The 18031-nt window shown below is 51.2% G+C and carries 18 protein-coding genes, 5 pseudogenes and 1 other annotated feature; of the genes and pseudogenes, 18 read left to right on the top strand and 5 right to left on the bottom strand.

Annotated features, from left to right (window positions below; genetic code table 11):
- Positions 1-3: 3 nt before the first annotated feature.
- Positions 4-358 (top strand): annotated as a pseudogene (locus SPM24T3_RS25190) (DDE-type integrase/transposase/recombinase); the annotation flags it as partial.
- Positions 359-480: 122 nt separating this feature from the next.
- Here SPM24T3_RS25190 and SPM24T3_RS18250 read toward each other — a convergent pair.
- Positions 481-1359, bottom strand: a complete 879-nt coding sequence (locus SPM24T3_RS18250; protein ID WP_237713116.1) for a LysR family transcriptional regulator — start codon at positions 1357-1359, stop codon at positions 481-483.
- Positions 1360-1489: 130 nt separating this feature from the next.
- Between SPM24T3_RS18250 and SPM24T3_RS18245 the strand changes: the two genes are divergently transcribed.
- The 3 genes and pseudogenes from SPM24T3_RS18245 to SPM24T3_RS25185 all read left to right on the top strand — a co-directional run.
- Positions 1490-2371 (top strand): MBL fold metallo-hydrolase, encoded by an 882-nt coding sequence (locus SPM24T3_RS18245; protein ID WP_009638277.1) that lies wholly within the window; start codon positions 1490-1492, stop codon positions 2369-2371.
- Between the two features lie 11 nt (positions 2372-2382).
- On the top strand, positions 2383-3363 hold the full coding sequence (locus SPM24T3_RS18240; RefSeq protein WP_009638276.1) for an alpha/beta hydrolase: 981 nt from the start codon (positions 2383-2385) through the stop codon (positions 3361-3363).
- Positions 3364-3446: 83 nt separating this feature from the next.
- Positions 3447-4037: pseudogene (locus tag SPM24T3_RS25185) on the top strand (transposase); the annotation flags it as partial.
- Positions 3727-3841: a sequence feature (AL1L pseudoknot), on the top strand. (Overlaps the previous pseudogene by 115 nt.)
- 126 nt (positions 4038-4163) lie before the next feature.
- Here the strand turns inward: SPM24T3_RS25185 and SPM24T3_RS25180 are convergent.
- Positions 4164-4418 (bottom strand): annotated as a pseudogene (locus SPM24T3_RS25180) (IS6 family transposase); the annotation flags it as partial.
- Positions 4419-4461: 43 nt separating this feature from the next.
- A complete protein-coding gene (locus SPM24T3_RS18220; RefSeq protein WP_037379103.1) occupies positions 4462-5019 on the bottom strand; it encodes a TetR/AcrR family transcriptional regulator in 558 nt (185 codons plus the stop codon).
- A 125-nt stretch (positions 5020-5144) separates the two neighbouring features.
- Between SPM24T3_RS18220 and SPM24T3_RS18215 the strand changes: the two genes are divergently transcribed.
- From SPM24T3_RS18215 to SPM24T3_RS25785, 3 genes are all read left to right on the top strand, one after another.
- Positions 5145-6122 (top strand): NADP-dependent oxidoreductase, encoded by a 978-nt coding sequence (locus SPM24T3_RS18215; protein ID WP_009638271.1) that lies wholly within the window; start codon positions 5145-5147, stop codon positions 6120-6122.
- A 162-nt stretch (positions 6123-6284) separates the two neighbouring features.
- Positions 6285-6950, top strand: coding sequence for an MATE family efflux transporter (locus SPM24T3_RS25790; protein WP_202799600.1), 666 nt, complete (start codon positions 6285-6287; stop codon positions 6948-6950).
- A gap of 39 nt (positions 6951-6989) precedes the next feature.
- Complete coding sequence (locus SPM24T3_RS25785) at positions 6990-7433, top strand: MATE family efflux transporter (RefSeq protein ID WP_050956181.1); 444 nt, start codon at positions 6990-6992, stop codon at positions 7431-7433.
- Here SPM24T3_RS25785 and SPM24T3_RS24820 read toward each other — a convergent pair.
- Together SPM24T3_RS24820 and SPM24T3_RS18205 are read right to left on the bottom strand one after the other, a co-directional pair.
- Positions 7367-7591 (bottom strand): annotated as a pseudogene (locus SPM24T3_RS24820) (IS1 family transposase); the annotation flags it as partial. The gene SPM24T3_RS25785 and the pseudogene SPM24T3_RS24820 overlap by 67 nt on opposite strands.
- 39 nt (positions 7592-7630) lie before the next feature.
- A complete protein-coding gene (locus tag SPM24T3_RS18205; RefSeq protein WP_009638269.1) occupies positions 7631-7816 on the bottom strand; it encodes a hypothetical protein in 186 nt (61 codons plus the stop codon).
- On the opposite strand from SPM24T3_RS18205, the gene SPM24T3_RS25540 reads away from it, so the two are divergent.
- The 11 genes and pseudogenes from SPM24T3_RS25540 (at position 7815) to SPM24T3_RS18160 (ending at position 17599) form a co-directional block, all read left to right on the top strand.
- Positions 7815-7967, top strand: a complete 153-nt coding sequence (locus tag SPM24T3_RS25540) for a hypothetical protein (protein ID WP_009638268.1) — start codon at positions 7815-7817, stop codon at positions 7965-7967. The two genes, SPM24T3_RS18205 and SPM24T3_RS25540, sit on opposite strands and share 2 nt — an antisense overlap.
- A gap of 11 nt (positions 7968-7978) precedes the next feature.
- A pseudogene (locus tag SPM24T3_RS24815) lies at positions 7979-8137 on the top strand (IS6 family transposase); the annotation flags it as partial.
- 247 nt (positions 8138-8384) lie between these two features.
- Complete coding sequence (locus tag SPM24T3_RS18200) at positions 8385-9230, top strand: ABC transporter permease (RefSeq protein ID WP_071988456.1); 846 nt, start codon at positions 8385-8387, stop codon at positions 9228-9230.
- The gene (locus SPM24T3_RS18195; RefSeq protein ID WP_009638265.1) at positions 9230-10012 is read left to right on the top strand and encodes an ABC transporter ATP-binding protein; all 783 of its coding nucleotides are present in this window, start codon (positions 9230-9232) and stop codon (positions 10010-10012) included. The genes SPM24T3_RS18200 and SPM24T3_RS18195 overlap by 1 nt, the downstream gene beginning before the upstream one ends.
- Before the next feature lie 62 nt (positions 10013-10074).
- Positions 10075-11154 (top strand): ABC transporter substrate-binding protein, encoded by a 1080-nt coding sequence (locus tag SPM24T3_RS18190; protein WP_009638264.1) that lies wholly within the window; start codon positions 10075-10077, stop codon positions 11152-11154.
- A 25-nt stretch (positions 11155-11179) separates the two neighbouring features.
- Positions 11180-12181 carry a DUF4862 family protein gene (locus SPM24T3_RS18185; protein WP_009638263.1) on the top strand — a complete coding sequence of 334 codons (1002 nt, stop codon included), beginning with the start codon at positions 11180-11182 and terminating at the stop codon, positions 12179-12181.
- Between the two features lie 14 nt (positions 12182-12195).
- A complete protein-coding gene (locus SPM24T3_RS18180; RefSeq protein ID WP_009638262.1) occupies positions 12196-13200 on the top strand; it encodes a Gfo/Idh/MocA family protein in 1005 nt (334 codons plus the stop codon).
- Positions 13201-13250: 50 nt separating this feature from the next.
- Positions 13251-14432: an enolase C-terminal domain-like protein gene (locus tag SPM24T3_RS18175; RefSeq protein WP_009638261.1), complete on the top strand. Its 1182-nt coding sequence runs from the start codon at positions 13251-13253 to the stop codon at positions 14430-14432.
- 41 nt (positions 14433-14473) lie between these two features.
- Positions 14474-15319 (top strand): 3-mercaptopyruvate sulfurtransferase, encoded by an 846-nt coding sequence (gene sseA, locus SPM24T3_RS18170; protein ID WP_009638260.1) that lies wholly within the window; start codon positions 14474-14476, stop codon positions 15317-15319.
- 61 nt (positions 15320-15380) lie between these two features.
- Positions 15381-16514, top strand: a complete 1134-nt coding sequence (locus SPM24T3_RS18165) for an iron-containing alcohol dehydrogenase family protein (RefSeq protein ID WP_009638259.1) — start codon at positions 15381-15383, stop codon at positions 16512-16514.
- Between the two features lie 161 nt (positions 16515-16675).
- Positions 16676-17599 carry an IS5 family transposase gene (locus tag SPM24T3_RS18160; protein ID WP_009638258.1) on the top strand — a complete coding sequence of 308 codons (924 nt, stop codon included), beginning with the start codon at positions 16676-16678 and terminating at the stop codon, positions 17597-17599.
- Positions 17600-18031: the final 432 nt, after the last annotated feature.

The following is an 18031-nucleotide window of genomic DNA, read 5'->3' as shown; positions in this document are numbered from 1 at the left end:
CACATGAACCCATTCAAAGGCCGGCATTTTCAGCGTGACATCATCCTGTGGGCGGTACGCTGGTACTGGCATAACCCTTCCGATCTTTGCCTGTGGCACATTGATGAAACGTACGTGAAGGTCGATGTCCGCCTGATGTTGAACACCGCCAGATTAAGTACCGGAATAATATAATCGAGTGCGATCATGGCAAGCTGAAAAGGATAATCAACGCCACACTGGGATTTAAATCCATGAAGACGGCATACGCCACAATCAAAGGGATTGAAGTGATGCGTGCGCTACGGAAAGGTCAGGCCGAAACATTTTATTTTGGCATCCCCTGGGCGAGATGCGCCTAGTGAGCAGGGTCTTTGATTCAATAACACGAAAGACTACCTCATCACTAACTCTGCAACAGTGCCATATAAAACACTATCAGTAAATTGGAGTCATTACCGGAAAACAGACGTGATGGACGAATATGTTATATGGCGGATGCTACTCCAGCCGCGAGAACTGTACACGGATCCAGTCAATAAACAGCCTAACGCGCGAGGAAACATGGCGGTTTTCCGGCCAGGCGATATGCACAGGAACGGCATCTGGTTGCCATTTGGTAAACAGTGGCACAAGCCGCCCTTCGCTGACTGCCGATGTGGTCAGAAACTTATAGGTATGCACAATACCAATCCCCGCTTCTGCTGCTGCCAGAGCTGCGGAGGCATCGTTAACCGAAAGTTCCCAGGGCCCCTTCAGCGATACTGAGCCATCAATGTGGCTGACGGCATGCTCAAAAGAACGACCTGTCTGAGGCGATCTAACCTGTATAAGCTGATGTCCTTGCAACTGTGCCGGATGTGTGGGGATGCCTGTGCGCCTGAGATAATCAGGTGAGGCACAGGTGGTCATTCTAAGCTCTCCCAAAGATCGGGCAATCAACAAATCGTTGCGTATCGGACCAATGCGGATAACGCAGTCAATCTGCTGTTCGATAAGGTCGGATGCCCGGTTTCCTGTGCTGAGCTGTACCTGAATATGTGGGTAACGGGTCATAAATTCTGGCAGCCAGGGGATAACGAGGTGGCAGGCCAGTGCACCGGGTAGCTCTATCCTGAGCTGCCCGCTCTCCTCTGACTCGTTTCTTTTAAGGCTGTCATCAAGCATCCGGATCTGCTCAATAACAGGACGGACTCCATTATAGTACTGCTCTCCCTGATGGGTCAGTCTGAGGCGGCGTGAAGAACGGTGCAGCAGCTTAACTTTTAGCTCAGTTTCCAGGGCCTGTATCTGTCGCGTGACGGTTGACTTCGGCATGCCCAAAGCCTCTGCGGCACGTATAAAAGCGCCTGATTCAACGACCTGTACAAATATCTGCATGGCGGTGAATTTATCCACTATCTTCCCTTCATCGTTGCGAATATTGCAACTTTAGTTTGCTTTGCGATGGGTTGTTGGCTTTTTTTAAAAGTTTAACATCACTTTATCGTTTGAAAGCAGGAGAAAGTAAATGAGCAGACTTCATAGCTGGCATGTGGCTGGCGCACGCGTAACGAAAATTCCAGAGCAGGAAAGTGACGGCGTCTCCGCACGGGCACTTTTTCCTGATTGGGATGTTAGCGCTGCCTCAGCAGAAGTGGCACACGTTAAGGCAGGTTTAGTCAACACAACAGAAGAGACAATTGCCCTGAGTACCCATAGCTGGCTGGTAGAAACGGATGACCGGGTCATTATTATTGATACCGCCTCAGGTAACGATAAAGTCCGGCCGGGTAATCCGAAATTCAACCTGATGCGCAGCGGCTGGCTGGATGCACTTGAGGAGGCGGGGATACAGCCTGAAGACGTGGACTCGGTGGTATTGACACATCTGCATGTGGATCACGTCGGGTGGAATACGGTTCTTACATCGAAAGGCTGGGTACCAACATTCCCGCGTGCGAAATATTACTTTTCTGCCCGTGAACTTGAATTTTACAGTGACCCCGCAAATGTTCGTCGGCCCAGCCTGGGGGCGATGGAAGATAGTGTTATCCCGGTCGTCGACGCAGGTCAGGCAACGCTGTTGCATGCTGAGGCCAGTGAAGTGTTTCCTGGTCTGCAAATACACCGTTCACCCGGACACAGCGTTGACCACCTTTCTTTCAGCCTAAGTGGTAACGGGGAGACGGCACTATTCTTGGGGGATGTATTACACAGCCCGGTTCAGGTAGCGCAACAGGAATGGGGCACCGCATTTTGTGAGTTCCCTGAGGAAGCCCTCCAGTCCCGGAAGAAGATTCTGTCACTAGCCCTGGAAACGAACGCTCTGCTTTTCACCACGCACTTTCCTGGTACGTCAGTTGGACGGGTGACTCAGGGTGGTAAAGGTCCCATTTGGCAATCTGAATAACAGGATTTTTTATGCGTACTGAACAACCGCTGCTCCGTGAAGCATTTACTATACCCTCGGATACACCCGAGATTGGCCTCTGGTTACGTCATCGCCGTAATGCCGGACAGGAGATTTTTGACGCCGCACACACGATTATCATGATGCACGGTGCGACCTATTCATCAGGAAGCCTGTTTGATACACCACTGGAAGGTAAGTCATTTATGGATTTTTTGGCCAGCGCCGGGTTTGACGTCTGGGCGCTGGATGTGCGTGGTTATGGCGGTTCGGCCCGTCCTGCTTCTATGTGCGAACCTGCTATGGCTAATCCTCCCTCTATCCAGGCCGATGTGGCCAGCAGAGATCTTGCCACAGCGGTGGACTACATTCTCGCACGTCAGCAACTTGAACAGATTAATATTATCGGCATGTCGTGGGGCGGGACAGTTACGGGCCTGTATACGACTCTCCATAATGAAAAGGTTCGCCGACTGGCTCTTATTGCACCGCAGTGGCTTACCAGTGGTAAAACAGCCCTGGATCCCGGTGGTGAGCTCGGAGCGTGGCGGGATATTAACATTGACAGTGTGGAGACCCGCTGGTTACAAAGCGTTCCAGGGCACAAACGAGCTGATCTGATCCCAGCAGGCGGTTTCGCTCTGTGGGCACGTCAGACGCTGGCAGAAGAGCCAAACGACGATCTTCGCCAACGCAGACATATCCGTGCCAGTACTGGCCCGGTTCAGGATAAACGTGATTACTGGACTGCAGGCCGACCGGTTTATCAACCTGCAGACATTCGGGTTCCGGTTCTGCTGTTGCATGGTGAATGGGACAGTGATGTGCCGATCGACCTGGCGCAATCCTGGTATCTCAGCGCCACGAAAGCGCCCTGGAAGCGTTGGACGGAGATAGGAGAAGCCACGCACATGATGGTGCTGGAGAAAAACCGTTACCAGGTCTACGAGGAAATCAGGGACTTTTTAAGATATCCACTGACTGTGGGATAAGATTTCATCGGGCCATATGCTACATGCTTGTTGAACAGCCCCGTGTTCCTGGAGACCAAACTCTTTGAGATAGAGGTAACAGGATGACTAAAAATACTCGCTTTTCCCCCGAGGTTCGTCAGCGGGCCGTTCGTATGGTTATCGAAAGCCAGAACGACTATGACTCACTGTGGGCGGCCATCAGCTCCATTGCTCCGAAGATTGGCTGCACGCCTGAGACCCTCCGAATGTGGCTGCGTCAGTATGAACGCGATGCCGGCAGCGGTGATGGTGGCCTCACCACCGCTGAGCGCCAGCACCTGAAAAACTGGAGCGGGAAGTTCGTGAGCTGCGCCGCAGCAACGATATCCTGCGCCAGGCTTCCGCGTATTTGCGAAGGCGGAGTTCGACCGCCTGTGGAAAAAATAACGCCCCTGGTGGATATCCTCCGTGGTGAGCACGGGGTCGGACCGGTATGCCACGAGCTGGAATCGCCCCGTCGACATATTACCGGCATCAGCAGTACAGCCGGCATCCGGACAAACGCAGCCAGCGGGAGCAGCGTGACGACCTTTTGAAAGCGGAGATACAGCGCGTGTACGATGAAAATCTCAGTGTGTATGGCATCCGCAAAGTCTGGCGTCAGTTACTCCGGGAAAACATCAGCGTGGCCAGATGTACGGTGGCACGGCTGCTGGAAAGGCTGGGGCATATCCCTCCGGCAGAAGCCGACCAGGCATATTATGCTTCCATCAGTGATAAGGATCTGGCAGCCTGAGTTCCCAACTAAAATACTCTCCCGGAAAACCGGGGCGGTTCAATTTCCACTGGCCTCTGATTTTGATATAGGTTTCATCCATTCGCCACCGGCGCCCCGTACTGCATTTATATCGGTGGAAGACTTTATCCAGCAACGGCACCATGCGGATAACCCAGCGATGAAGCTTGGTATGCTCTGCCATCATCTCTTCGAGATTACGCAGGCTGAGTGAGTAGACCAGATACCAGCGAACGCACTGAGCAATAACATCTGCGGGGTAATGCAGGCACTTGAAGGCTTTTCTGGCCAGGGACACAGTCAGGCATCATCAAAAAAACAATATGTTACCTGATGACGCTTTAATGCGACAGAGCCCCCTGCAACGCTCGGAACGCGTTATCAAGATGTTCGACTAAGGGCAACGATGGGTCCTGGACCCACGTCTGCAAACCATGTGCGGTGATGGCCATGCCTGTGGTGGCTACCAAGCCCGTTAGCGCAGGGTCGATTTCGCGGCGCAGGAGGGCTTTGGCGATTGCCTGTGTGATCAAGGCCGTTTTGGCTAGCTGACGCTCCTGTAGTGCGGGTGTCTGAGAGATCACAGCTTGCGCTGGCTCGGCGAACCGAAGGTTCTCCTCGAACATCGGTGCCAACGACTGAAACGCCCACACTACCACTTCGAGTGGACCTAGTTTAGGCGGTGCCTCGACGATCGCGGTGTCCAGTCTGACACCCAACTCGGCCTCGTTGAACAGCACTTCGCGCTTGTCCGGAAAATGGCGGAAGAACGTGCGCTCCGTGACGCCAGCGTGCGCTGCGATTTCGGCGGCAGTGGTACGGTCGTAGCCCTTCTCGTGGAATAGCTCAAGAGCAGCCTCCCTCATGCGGCGACGTACGTCTCCTCGAACTTTTAGCATGATTATCTGCAACTCCTATTGACAGTCACTGACATAAAATCTACTTTTAATGTCAGTGACTGACTTTAATGGTTCCAGGGCGCTTACGCAAGTTGCCTCGGAATATGGCGACGCCTAGAGGGCATATGACCGCTGAAAAGATGAGAACGATCCGCTATCACGAATATGGTGAGCCGACCGACGTCCTTCGGTTCGAACAGGCACCGGTACCTGTACCCAAGGTAGGGCATGTGGTGGTGCGTGTCCACGCCTGTGGACTGAACCCGGCCGACTGGGCTCTGTGCCGAGGCCAGTCGGCGCGAACACTGCCAAGTGGCATTGGGCTGGAAGTATCGGGGACCATCACGACGATAGGTGAAGGTGTCACTGATGTTACCGTAGGCGATGCCGTATTTGGTCCAGCCAACTTCATGGACTATCCGAGTGCAGGCGCGAGCGATTATGCTATCCTTTATCACTGGAGCCGACTTCCTGACGGGCTGTCTCATGTGGATGCCGCTGCGCTACCGATGGTCGTTGAGACGGCAACCCGCTATCTCGCTTGGGCCGGTTTCAAGAAAGGCCAGACAGTTCTCATCAACGGTGCCGGCACGATGTTGGGTTTCGCCGCCGTCCAGATGGCCCTCCTGCAGGGTGCTCTGGTGATCGCGACGGCTGGAGCAACCTTCTCGGATCGGCTGCGCGCCATGGGCGTCCTGGTTGTCGGTTACGGTGATGGCATGGTCGAGCGCGTTCGTGCCCTGCCCAGTGACGCGCCGGATGTTCTCCTGGATACGGCGCCGGTCAACTTGCAAGCGCGCTCAGCCAACGTCCTGCTTGATCTGGTGGAGATCGCAGGCGGAGACGCTACACGCGTCATCACGGCCACCGATTTCTCAGGTGCTGAGAAGATAGGAGTGCGGACTGGCGCGGAGAACGTCAAAGCCGAAGGCGGCTTCAGGCTTCGCTGGGATGCGCTCGTGGAATACGGACGGTTGGCGGCCGAGGGGCGTTTCGTCATTCCGGTCGCGCGGACCTTCACCCTCGAGGATTGGCGTGAGGCACTCGATATCAGCCTGGCTGGTCGCGCGCACGGCAAACTGGTTTTACTGCCGTTCAATTGAGCAGCTCTGCCCTCGAAACCACACTCGCATACGTCGCCCTGCCTTGAATACAGCACGACGTGCAGGCGAGTTGCGACCCGACCAAGCGATAGCCATGGGCAGGAGCGCTTACGAAACAATGAACTATAAGATCCATGATGTTATTCTCGATGGGACGATTGGCTGCTCGCGCTCTCGAGGCCGATTATCCTCGGTAACCTTCTGCAGGCCGGCTACCAGCTCACCGATGCCTTCTGTGTCGGAAGGCTTGGCGCACCAGCGGTCGCCGCGGTGGCTGTCAGCTTTCCTGTGACGTTCCTTGTCATTGCACTCGGATCGGGACTGGCGATGGCCGGTGCAGTGCTCGTCGCACAGTACGTCGGCGCCGGCTGTCAGGATCTGGTCGACCATGTGGCGGGCCAGACCATGATGATGGTGCGTACTGCCGGATATCTGCTCGCGCCCGGCCTTCTGACGCTGCTCGGAGTGGCTCAGGACGTGCGCGCCGGTGCGCTCGGCTTCATGCGAGTGTCTTTCATAGGCGTAGTTTTCGTATTCACCTACGCAATGTTCCAGGCGCTGATGCGCGGGATCTCCCGCACCTGGTTGCCACTCCTCATCGTCCTCCTGAACTTCGTGCTTGACCCACTCTTCATCTTCGGATGGGGGCCTCTGCCCGACGTCGGCGTCATTGGCGCTGCGGTGGTCACCATGGTCACTCAAGGCCTCGCGGCCGCGGTCGGAACCGCGATATTTCTGAAGGGACGGCATGGAATTCATTTGAAATGGGAGAACCAGCGGCCGGATCCAGCTTATCTCCGCAAAGCCTTCCTGCTTGGTCTTCCGTGATCGATCGACCTGTCGACGCGTGCCCTAGGCCTAATAGCGATGTCCTTCCTGGTTGCTGGCTTCGGCACGCTGCCGACCGCCGTTTACGACGTCGGATCCACGATCATTCAGTTCGCCACGATTCCTGCCGCGGGTCTGTCGATGGAGCTGTCTACTCTCGTCGGTCAGAATCTCGGAGCAGACAAGGTCGACCGAGCGGAGAAGATCGCTCGCCTCGGCATCGTCTATGGGTTCGGTGCACTCTCGGCATTCGGGATCGCCGTATTTGCAGCCGCCCCTAGGCTGGCCACCTTCTTCGTCTCTTCCGAACCGGGAGTCACTGCCGCCGCTGCCGACTTCCTGCGGAGCATGGCGTTAACGTGGGGCGGTATCGGCATCCAACTCTGTGTCGTCGGGGTGCTACGAGTCTCGGGGCTGATGGTTTTGCGGGCCAGCCTTTTGATTCGGGTCCTCAGTGTCAGATTGTTAAGCTCAATACGCTGAGTAAAAATCCTGCCGGTCAGATGCTTATCCTTCGGGACTTCTCTGGCATAACTGCCCCAGTTGTCGCTGGTTATCATGCCGATGTTAAAAGGGGCGGGCAACGCAAGCAGTTCACGGCACGTTTCATCGGTTCGTGGGCCAAAGGTGTAGGCCAGAACGTAGCGCCCCTGCGGGGCGAGCACGGCAGCGCTGCTGCCTCAATCGTCTTTAAGCCCCAGTCCCACATCAACGCCGGTGCTGGTTGACGGGCCCGGCTGCTCGCGTGGTGGCGCATGCCACATCACCGCGTTAACACCCGCATAAATTAAGCACGTCTGCGACGTGAGCCGGCTGGCACCGACGCCCTTTTCCTGTCCGCTACCGCCCTGTAGACTCTGCACCATGTACATTCAGAGACCCGCAAAGTTGCTGTTCCAGCATAACGATGGCTGGAGCCGCTATCTCGACAAACACGGCGATACCCTCAGCGACTGGACCAAACTGGCACTGTTGCAAAGTTCTGGCGATGGAAAACTGATGCCGCTGTTTAGCTGAAGGAGCAGCACATGAACCCATTCAAAGGCCGTCATTTTCAGCGCGACATTATCCTGTGGGCAGTCCGCTGGTACTGCAAATAGGGCATCAGTTATCGTGAGCTGCAGGAAATGCTGGCTGAGCGAGGGGTAAATGTCGATCACACCACGATTTATCGCTGGGTTCAGCGTTAATTACCAAATAAATATAGTGCCATGCAAAATACTTAATTTAGATATATAAACTACATTTTGTCGCTTGCCTAAGTGAATACCCATGCGTATTTTTATTTCTTAAGGAATGGGTCTGCGTGTCTTTAGTAAAACTAACTTTCCTATCAGGAAGGGTGGCGTTTGATTTCTTTATTAGTTTACCTTCAAGTCTTCCGAATGAATTGGGCGACATAGTTCATATAATGTCTTGGGAATGTTACTTATAATGAGCGACCATGCATCGAGGACTTCCGGGTCCGTTATTTTGAAAAGTTTGCCGGTAGAATTGCCACCTGCCAGACGTTTAATATCTCTACCTTCATTGCGGCATACAATACGTATTTTAGTCCCCTTGATTGTCTTGTTAATTTGGCAACTCAGTTCTTCCGTCGTCAGCCAACATGGTTTTCAACTACCTTCTCCCGGCGACGTACTTAATGGGTTTATTGAGTTGTGGAAAAACGAGGACGTCCAATCCGCCATCCCAGCATCACTGGCGCGCGCAGGGACTGGACTGTTTTTTGGCCTGGTGATAGGGCTTGTGCTGGGTATTGCAAACGGGCTGTTCAAAATTTCAGAACAGCTTTTCGATTCTTCAATGCAGATAGTGCGAATTATTCCTTTTATTGCTGTTATTCCCTTATTCGTCGTATGGTTTGGTATTGGCGAGGAAATGAAAATAATTCTTATAGCTCTCGCATGTTCTTTTCCTGTTTACATTAATACTTATACCGCTGTTAAATTAGTTGATAACAAGTTAGTAGAGGTTGGGGAGACATTTGGATTAAGTTATATAAGTATTATTTTTCAAATTATCATTCCTTCTGCATTCCCGACAATTTTAATTGGCATTCGCTATGCAATGAGCACCTCCCTTTTGGCTCTGGTTGTTGCTGAACAGGTTAATAGTAAAAGCGGAATTGGTAATATTATCTATATTGCCTCAAATGCCTTGCGTATCGATTTGATAATGGTGGGGATTATCATCTATGCGGTGCTGGGAATAATAGTCGATATAACCATGCGCTTGGTTGAGTTTTATTCCATGCCTTGGTTGAATCGGAGTAAATAATGCATATTGCAGAAGAAACAAAGAATCATACAGTCGACAAACAATCAGAACTTTCAAATCAGGCTGACGCATCCATTGATGTGGTGTCGCTGAAGAATGTCAGCAAAAAATTTGGTGAGAGGACAGTACTTAATAATGTCGATTTTAAACTGAAAAAGGGAGAGTTTGTGGCACTGCTTGGTGCTTCGGGATCAGGGAAAACCACGCTACTACGCATTCTCAGCTCGCTAGAGACAGCCTCACGCGGCGTGATGAACGTTGCACAAAATCGTTCAGTTGTTTTTCAGGAACCTCGCTTATTTCCATTTCGCCGAGTGCGCCACAATATCCTTTTTGGTTTATCCAGGGAAAAGCAGAAGGACGTAGATGTCGAGGCGGCGTTGAGTGAAGTCGGACTTGCCCGGCACATTAACGCCTGGCCAAAAGGGCTATCCGGCGGCGAAGCCCAGCGAGTTGCACTGGCTCGTGCCTTGATTCGCGCCCCCGATTTATTGTTGCTTGATGAACCATTCGCAGCGCTTGATGCATTGACGCGTATCAAGATGCAAAACCTGGTGCTGAAATTGTGGGAGCGCCATTCTCCGGGGGTGCTATTTATCACGCACGACGTTGAAGAGGCGATTGTGCTGGCAGACCGGGTTCTGGTTCTCAAAGACGGAGAGCTGGCAGTTGATATCACTCTTACTAGCCATCGTCCACGTGACAGGAGCTCAAATGAGTTTAAAGAGATCCGAAAAACACTGCTGCAGCATCTGGGCGTGTCGGAAAACTATGAGTTTTGAAATTACAGACTAAATCATTCTGACTTCAAGACCACTGAACATTCCAATAATGGGCTTCTATAATGTTGGCAAATAAATTATTGCAGTATCCCGTAAAAATCGTATTTTTTTCTTTTGTCGGAATGGCCTCGTTTAACCTGCTGGCAGCACCAGATAAGCCGATTGATTTAGCTGGTGTGACTATCACTATGGGGCAGCAAGGATCAGAAACTGAAGCCATCTTTGTTGCCTCTGGGGCCTTCGCCAACGCACCTTATAAAATTAACTTCGCAACCTTCTCTAGCCCTGGCGATACTCTAACCGCGCTAGCCAGTGGAAAAATAGATTTTGGCAACAATATAGCCCAGTGGACAGCAACGCAGGCTGCCGCCTCTGCTAATCCTGTCTGGACTGTCGCTACTGCTCCTTATAAGAGTGTTTTAGTTAATGCTCCGGCTAATCCGGAAAAATTTGATCGGTTTGTGGTCGCGGCTTCAGCGCAGTCGGGTATTACCGATATTAAGCAGACCCGAGGAAAAATATGGGGGATTTTACCCGGAACCTCAGGCAACTTATTTGCGGCTAAAGTGCTGGAAAAAGAGGGGTGGACTTTCAAAGATGTCATATCTGCCAATTTAGATTCAACCAATCAGGCCATCGCGCTGCAAACCGGCAACGTTGACCTGATTTTTAATCCGCGTGACAACCTTCTTGGCTCACTATCTCGTGGCGCCAAAATTCTTGGCGAAGCCCATCAGTTTGATTACACCGTCTATACCGGGTATCTGGCAAACGTCAAATCATTGAATGATCCGGTCAAAGGGCTGGCAATGCGCGATTTCACTCAACGTATTATTTGCTCGATGGATTGGTTTGTGCAAAACCCCCAGAAAGCGCAGGCCGCTCTGGTCAAGTTTCGCAAGCTAACGCCGGCGCAGGCGAAAACTGTTTGGGAGTACACCCGCATCGTGCCAGAGGCGCCTTCAGCCGCGATCGCCAATTATTCTCAAAGCTTGTCAAATACAGCCGTCAAATACGGGCTGCTAAAACACGACGTAGATGCCAATGTTCTGCTCGACAGGCGCTATGCGGTTGATATTAATAAAACTCTGGCTGTGACTAATTATCTTGAACACCTGAAAGCGTCTTACGAGCAAAAATAACAGCGACTCCAAAAAGGACAAATACGTGACACTGATAATCGCAGGATACACCGCCGCCCCAGTGGACAAGAATGATGCTACGACCTATTACAAACAGCTGGCAACAGTCAAACGTGCAGGTGGGCTTGAACTTTCCTGGAAAGAGCAAAATACCGCGCTTGAAATCGACGACTTACTGAAAATCGTCCCCGCTCATTGGGTCTTCACTATAAACGCGATCCCGGCCACTGCGCAGGCAGCAGCTAAAGATCCCGCATTCGGAATCGCTTCGCCAAATGAAACTGGCCGACAGGCTGCAGTTGCTCTGGTGGGCCGCCTGGCGGCAAGTGTTAGGGAAATGAATCAGAAGGCTGGGCGTCGCGTTGTGCTGGCGGTTGAAATACAGTCCGCCCCAGGGTTTAACGATCGCACTTTTGTGGCACAACCCGAGGCTTTGGCTCGCTCGCTCCGTGAAATTAGCGCTTTTAACTGGCTGGGTACGGAAGTTTTGCTGGAACATTGTGATGCTTACGTGCTTGGACAAACGCCAGCCAAAGGTTTCCTGACTCTGGATGAAGAACTCACCGTTTTAACCAGTCTGGCCGACATGCCGATTGGCATCTCTCTCAACTGGGGACGTTCGCTGCTAGAAGTACGTGACCCAGCTTTGGTTGGTAAGCACACCATAGCGGCGCGTAATAGCGGTCTGCTGCGCGGTTATACGCTTTCAGGAGCCTCGGGCCAGGATAACACTATTGGCAAGGCGTGGGCGGATTCTCACTTACCGTTCAATGACTTACCAAATGCTACCTATGCATCGCCGCACTCTTTGATGACGCTGGATGATGCGCGTCAAGTTCTTCGCGATGCGGGTGAGTTGACATTTCTTGCCGTGAAAACTAATTATCCTGCGTCGCGCAAGTCTCCTGACGAACGCGCTGCATCAGTTATCGCCAATTTTGAGGCTGTTGTTGCCCTCCTCGATGAAACGGCCAGTCATGCTGAGACCTCTTCTCATACCACCATTTTTCATTCCAAAATCCAATAACCCAGGATCCTGACATGTCTCAAAAAACTAAACCAAGACTGGCCGTAGTTAGCAGTAGTCATGTACACCATAAGTTTTATCGCGAAACGATTGCCCGTGATGCCATCGTCGTGGCTTATTCAGATCCTGATCAGGCGAAAATCGAAGAGGTGAGAGAGTTTTACGGCGATACCGGTCACCTTGACTGGCGCGACCTGCTCGATCCTGAGCTACGTCTAGATGGTGTGGTTAACCTTGCGCCGCATGATGAAATGAAAGACGTTTCACTTGCCTTTATTGAGCGCGGTATTCCAATCATTTTAGAAAAGCCTGGCGGTATCAACGCTGCTGAAGTTGAGGAAATCCGAAAAGCTTCGGACAAAGCTCAAGTGCCGATTGCCGTTGCCTTTATTCAGCGAGCGGGGCACCTCTGGAGCAATTTACAAAAGATCGGCAATCTGGACTATGCCACTTTTCTATTCCAGTCTGGGCCACCTGAGCGTTATATACTTCAGAGCCCATGGCTGCTTGAAAAGAAACGCGCCGGGGGTGGCTGCTTTATCAATCTGGCGGTGCATTACATCGATCTATTCCTTAAGGCCACGGGGGCGACTTCACTACGTGTTCAGGCCCAGTCACAAAGACGCTTGTCTCCCTTATATGATGTTGAAGACCGTATGAGCGCATTGATTACTACACCGGAAGGCGTATCGGCAGTGATTGAAGTCGGATACATATTCCCAGCGTCCCCAGATGTGCGTTACCTCTCTTATTCTGCCCGCGGAGATAATGGTTTTCTGGCGATAGATCGCAGTGGTGATATTGCGTTGACCAAATCGGGTGCTAAAGCAGAAGTGTCCAATAACAATGTCGATTCTGGTCCTTTGACGACGATTTTCATTGAGGCGGCGGTCGCGGGAGTGTTAAACGGTTTCTCTGGATTAGCAGGGATAGCCGATCTTCATCAAACTATACAAGTAGTTGATGCTGCTTATAAAAGTGCGGCTACGGGCGAAGCTGTCACCCTCGATATTATCTGACAGAATCCAGGTTAAATCGATCACAGAAAAAAGGCGGGGAAGCGTCGTCAATGACAGGATTGAAAATTACTAAAGTGCGGGCAATTTGCACTGCGCCTGAAAATCTGAATCTGGTCGTGGTTAAGGTTGAAACTAACGAGCCAAACCTTTATGGCATAGGTTGTGCCACCTTTTCTCCCAGGGCCAGGGCTGTAGCCGTATCGGTAGATGAATTTCTCAAGCCGTTTGTTATCGGACGTAACCCCGAAGATATAGAGGATATCTGGCAGGCGGCTTATCACAGCCCCTACTACCGCTCAGGCCCGGTATTGAACTGCGCGCTTTCAGGGCTTGACCAGGCACTGTGGGATATCAAAGGGAAACTGGCAGGTATGCCGGTCTATCAACTGTTTGGCGGTAAAGTCCGTCAGGCGGCTGATGTGTATGTGCATGTAAAAAGTGACGATCCTCTCGAACTTGTAGACCTGATCCGTCAGCATCGTGAAGAAGGATATCGCTATTTCCGCTGCCAGCCTATGTCTCCAGATCGCCTCGATATGCATCAGCCGCGCTGGGAACCTCGTCCTTACGCTTTGCAAGTACCGCGGTTATTTGAACATTTGCGGGCCGAATTTGGTATGGACATTGAGTTGTTGCACGATGTCCACGAGCGCCTCTCACCGATTAACGCCATCCAGTTAGCCAGGGCATTAGAACCGTTTAATTTATTTTTTGTAGAAGACCTCTTTGCACCTGAGGACAACGACTGGTTACACCATCTGCGCAGCCAAAGTTCGATAGCTATTGCCAGCGGTGAACTTTATACCAATCAGCATGAATATTTGCCGGTGATCCGTGAACGACTTATCGACTACATCCGGGTGCACATCCCGATGATTGGTGGACTGAGTCCCGCCAGAAAGTTGGCAGTTTTTGCGGAATTCTTTGGCGTTAAAACTGCATGGCATGGACCTGGAGATATGTCACCTGTAGGGCATACAGCGCAGCTGCATCTTGAACTTGCCAGCAGCAATTTTGGCATAAAAGAGGCGCATTTATACACAGAGCGGACCCTTGATATCTTTCCCGGAAGCTCAATTTTGCGTAACGGTTCACAGTGGGCAAACGAGCAGCCTGGTTTAGGGATTGATATCAATGAGTCGTTGGCGGCCAGATATCCCTTAATCGACCATCCTTATGCCGGAGCCTGGCCTGAAGTGCGGCGCCTGGACGGCACAATACTCAGGCCATAAATATACTGCGCGATAACATTATTTTTCAGGAAAAATTTGCGATGAAAACATCTTTAATATCCGCCGAAAGGCTTAAAAAGGAGGTTAAGACCACGGATTTTCTGATTTTCGATGCTTCCTGGTATATGCCGACAGAGAAGCGAGATACCCGTGCGGAATATCTGTGTGGTCATCTACCCGGCGCGAAATTTTTTGATATCGACGGCTTGTCGAGTCATCCCAATGAGTTGCCTCATATGCTTGCGGAAAAAGGCAGCTTCGAAAAGCAGCTACGCACGTTAGGGTTAAAGCAGGGACAAACCGTGGTGGTTTACGACACCGCAGGCATTTTTAGCGCGCCACGGGCATGGTGGATGCTTAAGGTATTTGGCATCTCTGATGTACGGGTATTGGATGGTGGATTACCTGCCTGGGTCGCTACGGGCGAGGAACTTGAAGTTGGTTTGCAACCCGTGGTCGAGGGCGATGTTTCACTGATTTCTCCGGGGCGTGAGGTGAGTGGCGTCGACGCTATTTTGCATAATATCAAATACGGCGACAGGCAGATTATAGATGCTCGCGGGGCAGCACGTTTTACCGGCGAGGAGGCGGATCCACGTGCTGGTGTGTCCCCGGGTCACATACCCGGTAGCATAAACCTCCCGTTTGCAAAATTACTGACCCAAACAGGTCATTTACGCCAAGAATCTGAGTTACGAGAGGCGTTTTCAGTAGTAGGTATCGATTTGTCACGTCCACTGACGGCTTCCTGTGGATCAGGCGTTACGGCGGCGATCCTGATTCTAGCCCTGACCCAACTGGGTCATAACGACCTCAACTTGTATGACGGCTCTTGGGCTGAATGGGGCGCACTTCCACATACAGAGAAAGCACAAGGTCCAGCGTAATAATGATCATTAATTTACCATCCGTTTTATCAACCGGTGGGTATAACTAGAGAAAATTGCCATGTTAGCTATTAACGTCGCGGGTCAGTATATTCAAGAAGAAGGGATTATCACCAAAATTGGCGACTATATAACGCAAGCTGCCAAAAACGTGCTGATTATCACTAGTCCCACAGCTTGGGCGTTGACCGGCCAGGCCGTAGAGCAAAGTCTTGGCGCACAAGGCGTGCAATATCGTGTCGAATGGCTAAACGGTGAATGTACGTTGGATACGATTCAATTATTCGCCGGGCGCGCGCAAATGGAAGGTATACAGGCAGTTATAGGGATCGGCGGCGGTCGGGTCATGGACACCGCCAAGGGCGTTGGCGAACTGGCCAATCAGTTGCCGGTAATCAATGTTCCTACGGTGGCAGCAACCTGTGCAGCCTGCTCGCCCAGCAGCGTGTTGTATAACGAACATGGCGCACGTATTGGCCTGATCAATGGCACGCGTGCTCCGGTTTATGTGCTGGTAGACAGCCAAATTATTGCCCAATCGCCTCCAAGGTTCCTTCGGGCTGGTATCGTGGATGCGCTGGCAAAATGGTATGAGTTCTCTCCATATCTTGAACGAGGTAATGGTGCACTTGGTCTGCTTGTAAAAACGCAAGCGGCAAAACTCTCGCTGGAAAGCATCCTTAATTACGGATGTCAGGCGGTTGACGATAACCGGCAGCAGAGAGTGACGACAGCGCTGCAAAATACCATTGCTGCCGTTATCTCTATAGCAGGTCTGGCTAATAGTGTTAAAGACGGGATACCTCGCTCAGGTATCGCCCATGAAATCCACGACAGCATGACTCACCATTCACAATTTCATCACTGGTTGCATGGTGAAAAAGTAGGTTTTGCATTAGTAGTTCAGGCTCTGGTGCAAGATCCTATTTTAAGCACACATCATGAACTGCTTGAGTTGCTGACGGTGTATCAAAGTCCTGTAAGTGTTGAACAATTGGGTATAGCCAACGAACCTCTACTGTATTCACAGATTGCCGCCAGAATCAACACACCGCCAGATGTCGTCTCCCGGCTTTCTTTTACCGTAAATCCGGAACTTATCGCCAAAGCTTTTGCGGCAACAGCAACAATAAATACGCACTATGGTGTTTATACCTCACGAATTGAAAATCCATTAGCTAGCTTACACTCATAAAAATAGGTGATGCCTCTAATTGGTTGAATCTGACGTACAATACGGGCTTTTGAGGTGCTCTTATGGCCCGTGTTTACGTCCATTGGGCTTTGTTGAATAAATCGAACTTTTGGCCGTAATCAGGATCAGATCACCACATCCCGACCCTATAGTGGTTTCCCGTGGCAAAACAAACGTTCAAAATCACCCACTGGGCTACCTACAACAAGGCGCTCATTCATCGGGGCTCACTGACATTCTGGCTTGATGAGTCGGCCATTCAGGCCTGGTATGACAAGCCCCACACGTCTTCACGTGGTCGTCCTCAACGTTATTCTGAGCTCGCTATTTCTACCGTACTGATACTCAAACGCGTTTTTTGCCTTACGCTGGGCCCCGCGCAGGGGTTTATTGATTCCCTCTTTCCCCTGATGAAAATTTCGCTCCGTTGCCCAGATTATTCCTGCGTCAGCAGGCGGGCTAAGTTCGTCAGCATCCCATTCAAAAACCCCACGCGCGGTGAAGTTACCCACCTTGTTATCGATTCCACCGGATTAAAAGTCTTCGGTGAAGGGGAGTGGAAGGTGAAAAAACACGGTCAGGAAAAGCGCCGCGTCTGGCGGAAACTGCACCTGGCGGTGGACGCCGATACGCACGAGGTTATCTGTGCCGACCTGTCCCTGAATAATGTGACTGATGCAGAGGCATTCCCGGGACTTATCCGCCAGACCCACCGGAAAATCAGGGTCGCTTCAGCCGACGGAGCTTATGACACCAGACGGTGCCACGACGAACTGCGGCGTAAGAAAATCAAAGCACTTATCACGCCGCGAACCCGCGCAGGTTACTGGCCGGCTGAATATGCCGATAGAAATCAGGCGGTTGCCTGGCAACGGCTGACGGGAAGCAATACGTACTGGAAATGGCACACGGCTTATAACCGGCGGTCGGTGGCAGAGACAGGGATGTACCGTGTCAAACAGCTGTTTGGTGGGCATCTTACGCTGCGAGACTACGATGCACAGGTCGGTGAAACTATGGCCATGCTCCGTGCGTTGAACAAAATGACGCGGGCAGGTATGCCAGAAAGTGTACGGATTTTCTGAGGAAGTCGGCGACGAGGGGAGCTTTTATCTAAATCCGATTTATTCAACAAAGCAAACATTATAAAAATTCGGAAATTACATTTTTCGTTTACATCTCGCAAGAATAAAGGTATAAAAACATTACTATAGTGAATGGAAAACAATGAGTTAGCTATATATTACAGATAGTTAATCCCTCAAGGCCCTTGAAGTAAGCGTTGTTATATTTTCATTTGCTCTGAATATACATAGCAAATGGCGGTAGCATTGTTGGTAAGGTCATGATACATAAGAAGTTAGTGTGCTAGTGAACTCGTGATAACACTCCAAACAATAACATACCTATGGTTTAATGATTTGTGCTTTAGGTTTAAAAATTACTAAAACTATATCAACCATTATTAAATATCATAAAAAAATGGGTATACAAAGTGCTGATTTATTAATGTTAAT

Source organism: Serratia sp. M24T3 (genome assembly GCF_000257645.1).
Taxonomy (GTDB): Bacteria; Pseudomonadota; Gammaproteobacteria; order Enterobacterales; family Enterobacteriaceae; genus Rouxiella.
This window is presented reverse-complemented; position numbering and strand designations above follow the sequence as displayed.

Coding starts and splice junctions, on each gene's coding strand:
- SPM24T3_RS18200 (WP_071988456.1), top strand. CDS start 8,385: ATGAGCGACCATGCATCGAGGACTTCCGGGTCCGTTATTTTGAAAAGT.
- SPM24T3_RS18165 (WP_009638259.1), top strand. CDS start 15,381: ATGTTAGCTATTAACGTCGCGGGTCAGTATATTCAAGAAGAAGGGATT.
- SPM24T3_RS18240 (WP_009638276.1), top strand. CDS start 2,383: ATGCGTACTGAACAACCGCTGCTCCGTGAAGCATTTACTATACCCTCG.
- sseA (WP_009638260.1), top strand. CDS start 14,474: ATGAAAACATCTTTAATATCCGCCGAAAGGCTTAAAAAGGAGGTTAAG.
- SPM24T3_RS18245 (WP_009638277.1), top strand. CDS start 1,490: ATGAGCAGACTTCATAGCTGGCATGTGGCTGGCGCACGCGTAACGAAA.
- SPM24T3_RS25785 (WP_050956181.1), top strand. CDS start 6,990: ATGTCCTTCCTGGTTGCTGGCTTCGGCACGCTGCCGACCGCCGTTTAC.
- SPM24T3_RS25540 (WP_009638268.1), top strand. CDS start 7,815: ATGTACATTCAGAGACCCGCAAAGTTGCTGTTCCAGCATAACGATGGC.
- SPM24T3_RS18250 (WP_237713116.1), bottom strand. CDS start 1,359: ATGCAGATATTTGTACAGGTCGTTGAATCAGGCGCTTTTATACGTGCC.
- SPM24T3_RS18205 (WP_009638269.1), bottom strand. CDS start 7,816: ATGGTGCAGAGTCTACAGGGCGGTAGCGGACAGGAAAAGGGCGTCGGT.
- SPM24T3_RS18195 (WP_009638265.1), top strand. CDS start 9,230: ATGCATATTGCAGAAGAAACAAAGAATCATACAGTCGACAAACAATCA.
- SPM24T3_RS18180 (WP_009638262.1), top strand. CDS start 12,196: ATGTCTCAAAAAACTAAACCAAGACTGGCCGTAGTTAGCAGTAGTCAT.
- SPM24T3_RS18190 (WP_009638264.1), top strand. CDS start 10,075: ATGTTGGCAAATAAATTATTGCAGTATCCCGTAAAAATCGTATTTTTT.
- SPM24T3_RS18215 (WP_009638271.1), top strand. CDS start 5,145: ATGACCGCTGAAAAGATGAGAACGATCCGCTATCACGAATATGGTGAG.
- SPM24T3_RS18220 (WP_037379103.1), bottom strand. CDS start 5,019: ATGCTAAAAGTTCGAGGAGACGTACGTCGCCGCATGAGGGAGGCTGCT.
- SPM24T3_RS18175 (WP_009638261.1), top strand. CDS start 13,251: ATGACAGGATTGAAAATTACTAAAGTGCGGGCAATTTGCACTGCGCCT.